The sequence below is a fragment of the Streptomyces sp. NPDC057543 genome (genome assembly GCF_042801895.1).
Classification (GTDB): Bacteria; Actinomycetota; Actinomycetes; order Streptomycetales; family Streptomycetaceae; genus Streptomyces.
Genome location: NZ_JBHVFF010000068.1, coordinates 25,619 through 30,887, shown reverse-complemented (window position 1 = coordinate 30,887; position 5,269 = coordinate 25,619). Strand labels below are relative to the sequence as shown.

Annotated in this window: 2 protein-coding genes; both read left to right on the top strand. The window is 66.4% G+C overall.

Annotation, left to right across the window (positions count from 1 at the left end; genetic code table 11):
• Positions 1-307: 307 nt before the first annotated feature.
• Complete coding sequence (locus ACFU8Q_RS14565; RefSeq protein ID WP_384452713.1) at positions 308-682, top strand: CU044_2847 family protein; 375 nt, start codon at positions 308-310, stop codon at positions 680-682.
• 43 nt (positions 683-725) lie between these two features.
• Positions 726-5,084 carry a trypsin-like peptidase domain-containing protein gene (locus ACFU8Q_RS14560; RefSeq protein WP_384452711.1) on the top strand — a complete coding sequence of 1,453 codons (4,359 nt, stop codon included), beginning with the start codon at positions 726-728 and terminating at the stop codon, positions 5,082-5,084.
• Positions 5,085-5,269: the final 185 nt, after the last annotated feature.

Sequence of the window (5,269 nt, the reverse complement as noted above, 5' to 3'; positions counted from 1 at the left end):
ATATCAACGAACAGCTCGGCGGCGGGGTCGACATGGACGCCGAGACGGCGGAACTCCTGCGCAACCTGCTGCCCCGGCCCCTCACCACCCGCTGATCGTCTAGGTTCCGCGTCTGGGTGCGCAATGGTCACGCGAGATGCGCAATGAATGCGCAATTTCGCGATTTGATGCGCACTGGCTGCGGACAGTAACTACTGTCCCCGGCAAGGCGGTGCGCTTTGATCTGCCCGCGTTGCTCCCGTGACACGCGGTTGCCGGAGACGGGTGCCGCTACGATCTCCAACTCCCGAGTAAATGGAGGAGAGTCATGAGCGACCGCCCCGTCCACACGGTGGAAGTTCCTCTGGGTGACGGCAGCGATGAGTCCGTGCGTGTCCAGATCCGGGAGGTGGACGAGACGCTCGTCCGCGTAGGCCGAGGAGGCCGCTCCATAGCGCGGGCCGAACGGTCACTCGGGCAGATGCTGGACACCGTGCGCCCCGTGGCGGAGAGCTTTGTGGGGCGGTTCAGGGGTCTTGCGAACGCGCCGGACGAGATCACGCTGGAGTTCGGGGTGTCACTGTCGGCCGAGGCGGACGTGGTGATTGCCAGCACGGCGACGGCGGCCAATTTCTCCGTGAGCCTCACTTGGAACAGGAGGGATGCGAGAGACTTCAACGGAGACACCTCGCAGGGCAGTTGACCCAATCGGGTCGCAACGGGGGCACGGTGGCACGGAGGTCACAGTGACGGAGGTTCAGGAGCGGTACTCTGAGGGGGCGGAGTCGGCACTGGTCTCGGCGGTCGTCCGGGTCAAGGGGCCGGATGGTGCGATCGGCGGCGCGGGCTTCCTCATTGCTCCGGACCTGGTGCTGACCTGTGCCCATGTGGTGTCGGACGCGTTGGACCGGCCCCGGGAGGACACGGTTGAGGTCGGCACCGAGGTCACGGTCGACGTGCCGCTGGCCGGGAACGCCGACGGCATTGACGGGGGCGACCACGGTGCCGAGGTCCAGCGCTGGATACCGATCAGACCCGATCAGACCGGGGACATCGCCGTGCTGCGCTTGCGGAACTGGATCCCAGGGGCCCGTCCGCTTCCCGTGATCGACCCGCAGCGTGGCGTATGGGACCACGATGCGCGCACCGTGGGCTTCACCGACGATAACCCGGATGGAATCTGGCAAAGCGGCAGGTTCCGTGGGCCCACCCGCCAGGGCTGGATCCAGCTCTCGCGGGCCAACGGCGAGGCCGTGTATGTGAAGGGGGGCTTCAGCGGCAGCCCTGTCTGGGACAATGAACTGGGTGCCGCCGTCGGGATGATGGTGGCGGCGCAGCCGGTGCGTGAGGACCAGCAGGCGTTCATCCTGCGGATGAGAACCCTGCTGAAGGAAGTGCCCGAACTCACTCCGTTCGTGAGCCCGGCCACGCCCTTCCGGGGCCTGTCCACCTTTCAGGAGGACGACGCGGATATCTTCTTCGGCCGGGACGACGACATCGAGCGAGTCGTCACCGCGCTGCGGGGCGATCGGCCCACCGTCACGGTGTACGGGCCGTCGGGATGCGGCAAGTCGTCGCTCGCGCTGGCCGGTGTGGTGCCGAGGATGCGGCAGGACGGCTACCTGATTCTGCAGGTGAACGCCGCACATTTCTCTTCCCTGCGGGCCGCACTTGCCACCGAACTGTTCGAGATCGTGCTGTCGGGGCAGTATGGGCCGCCGCGCGCGCAGAGCGCCAAGCAAGTGGAGTTGTCCCTCGCCGAGTTGGGGCTGGCAGACACCTTCCACCGTGCCCTGGGTTCGCCGGCCCGCCGGCTCCTCGTCGTACTTGACCAGGCCGAAGCACTCTTGGACAGCTCCGAGGCCGTGGCCGAGGAGGTTGCCGGTCTGCTGTTCCCCGAGCGGCAGCAGAACGCGTTACGGGTGCTGGTCACGCTGCGGGCCGATTTCATGGACGCGGCACTGAACCACGCGCGCCTCGGCTCTGCGCTGAAGAAAGGTGTGACGGTCCCGCTCACGCCGATGTCCCGGGACCAGCTCGCAGAAGTGATCAGTGAGCCGGTCAAGCGCATCTCGGCCGTGGAGTACGACCCGGGCCTCGAGCGGCGCATCCTCGACGACGCGGGCGGCGAACCGGGAATCCTGCCCCTGCTGGGATTCGTCCTAGCCCAGCTGTGGGACCACAAGGCCGCCGGACGGCTGCGGACCGCGACGTACGAAGAGAACGAGGGCGTGTCCGGCGCCCTGAAACTCCATGCCGAGCACGCGTGGAGGGAGTGCGTCGAGAAACAGCACGAGCGCAAGGACGGGGACGAAGACAAGAAGGAGGCCCTGCGGCTACTCACCGGCCTGGTCCGGGTGCTGCCGGGCAGTGACGCTCCACTGCGCCGCATGCTCACCCGGGAAGAAGCCGGTGAGACGCGATGGCGGATCGCGAAGTCGCTTGCCTCGCGACGGCTGCTCGTACTGCATGGGAACGAAGAGGAACCGCAGAGTGCCGAACTCGCCCACGAGGCGCTGATCAGCGCCTGGCCGACCCTCGCGCAGCAGGTGAAGGCCGACGGAGAGTTCCTGGTTGGCAGGGCTGAACTCGGGCACGACCACGACCGTTGGCAGAAGGCGAACAGGTCCCCGGACCTGCTGCCCGGCTCGCTGCAACTCCTTTCCTTGCGAAGTCGGTTACACGACCGTGAGGCGGAGCTCGCCCCGGAGGAACGGGAATTCCTAAACATCGCGCAGCGGCATCACCGTGCGCGGCGGAACCGAGCACGTGCCGCGTGGACCGCGGTCGCGCTGGTGCTTGCGCTGATCGCCGGACTCGGCACCTTCCTCGTCTACCAGTCGCAGGTCAGCGCCCAGCGGGAGGCGGAAGGGCGGTCGCGTTCGCTGGCCGTTCTCTCGGACGAGCTGACGAAGCGGGATCCGGGGCTGGCCGCCCTGGTCGCCATCGCAGCTCATGACGTAGCGCCGACCCAGGAGGCCCGCAACGTACTGCTGCGCAGATACGACCAGCTCAAGGGCAACTCCTGGGTACTGAGCGGCACCGAGTCACCGGTGCAGGACGTGGCGACGAGCGCAGACGGAACGGTGACCCTTGTGACGACGGAGGTCGGAGGGTCGGTGAGCGGGCAGAGCGGCGCGGTGGTGTTCGTCCGCGGGGCAGGGGGAAGGATCCATCGCGAATATCTGCGTCTCGCACGACAGGTCCTGTACCCCCTGGTGAGCAAAGACGGGCGGAGGATCGCCTACTTGTCGGCGCAGCAGGGCGGCACCCTCGTCTGGCACGACGTGCATCGCGACGCCAAGGACGTGCTGGGCCCGGCGAACACGATTCGCAGCAGCGACTTCAAGGACTGGTCGAAGACGTCGTTCGGTCAGGCCTTCGGCATCGCGGACTTCTCCCCGGACGCCGGTGAAGTGGTCAGGGTGGTCAACGGGCGGACCCGGATCTGGGATCTAGCGACGGGAAAAGGCCGAGGGCTGCCCTCGCGCGTGCCCGCACTGGAGAAGGCATGGTTCGGCCCGGACGAGAACACACTCGTGGCCCAGACGCGGTACGGCACCAAGGCGGTCTCGGAGACCTCGGTGATGGCCGTCGACATCGTTACCGGGAAGACGCGGGAGCTGGTGGGCGGAGTAAGCGTGACAACGGAGGCGACGCATCTCGTGATGTCGGGCGACGGCAGTGTGCTGGCCCTCTGTCAGGGACGAGGTAAGCGGGGCATCGAGTACCGGGCTGTACGCGTGGCGGACGGACGAGTGCTCACCACCTATGATCCCGATGCCTATGAGCCCGGCTCGACCCAAAAGAACTGCAGCCCAGGGATCTCCATGGACAGGACGGGAGACCACTTCGCGGTGCGTAGGACTGGGAGGAGCTGGTCACTCGTCGACACGCGGCCGGGCAAGGGAGTGGAAGAAGCGGAAGGCCCCGGTTACGACGGCGTCGGCGTCAATGTCGACCTGCCCCTTCTCGGGGAACCGGAGGATTGGGTCCTGGTCACCTGGGACGAGACCGCCGTGACCGCGCGGCCCTTGTACGTGGGCACCACCAATGCCGACAGTCCTCCGGTGCTGCTCGGCAACGGGAGCAAGATGCTGCTCCGCAGTGGCGAGACTGGCGACCAACTGCGTCTTGTCGGCATGGACGTACATGGAGAGGAGAAGACCCTCAAGAAGGTAAATCGGCCCTCGAGGGACAAGTCGATGGACGGCTACCGGGAACCCCCGGAAGTAAAGGTCAACCAGGCCGAGACGCTCGCGGCCGACCTCATCGGCCGGAACAAGATCCGGGTCTGGGCGGTCCCGTCCCTGCGGCAGGTCACGGACATCACGACCGCCAAGCCCCCGGCCGACAAGGCCGGGAAAGCAACGGACGAGATGGAACTCTATTTCATTGACGACGACGAGCTGCTGACGGTCTCCGGCAGCCGGATCGAGCACTGGAACGCCCATACCGGCCAGCGTCTGGCGAAGACGATCGACGTACGCGACCTGGGACTCACCGAGAAGAACCCGCCGCAGTTCACCGTGGGCCCCTATCCGAAGCCGGGATACACGCAGATCATGATCAAGGGCAGCCCGGTCGTTCATGCCGTGAACCTGCGAACGGGCAAGGAAGACAAGGCGCTTCGGATCACCTTCGGTCCGCAGGTCAACCAAGCCGTACTCAACGGTAGCGGACGGTACGCGGCCGTGCAGACCACGGGCAACATGATGGAGGTGTGGTCAGTACGGCCCGGGCGACACATGGAGAGGGTGCTCGGTCCCTTTGGGCCCCTCCAGTCATACGGCCGGTACCGGTCAGGTTTCCTGCAGGATGGCTCGGAGCTGTTTCTGGCCAACGGGAACTCCGTGCGCTTCGAGAACGCGGCCGATCCCGGCGACGGAGACACCTACAACTTCGCGGAGGACCAAGAGTTCCTCGCGTCCTCCAAGGACGGGAAGATCCTGCTACGGGTCAACAGCGACCACCACGTGGACCTCCTCCGCCTCGACCCCGAACTCTGGAAGAACCAACTGTGCGACATCCTCGGCCGCGACCTCACCGAGGACGAACGCCGGGGCCTTCCCCGGTGGCTGCCGCACGGGATCTGCCCGGACTGAACTCGGCCGGAGACCTTACGCCTGAGCACGCCGAAGCCGCGAGCGAGGTCGTCGCTTTGAGTTCGATCACGAGGAGAGTGGAGCGACCAGCAGGTCGAGAGTCGACACAACCGCAGCGAACTGTGACCACGCAGTTGATCCACTCGTCGCTCGGGGCAAGAGCGGCATACTGGGGGCCGGTCGCG

Excerpts from the sequence above, each read along its gene's own strand:
- ACFU8Q_RS14565 (WP_384452713.1), top strand. The coding sequence starts at position 308 with ATGAGCGACCGCCCCGTCCACACGGTGGAAGTTCCTCTGGGTGACGGC.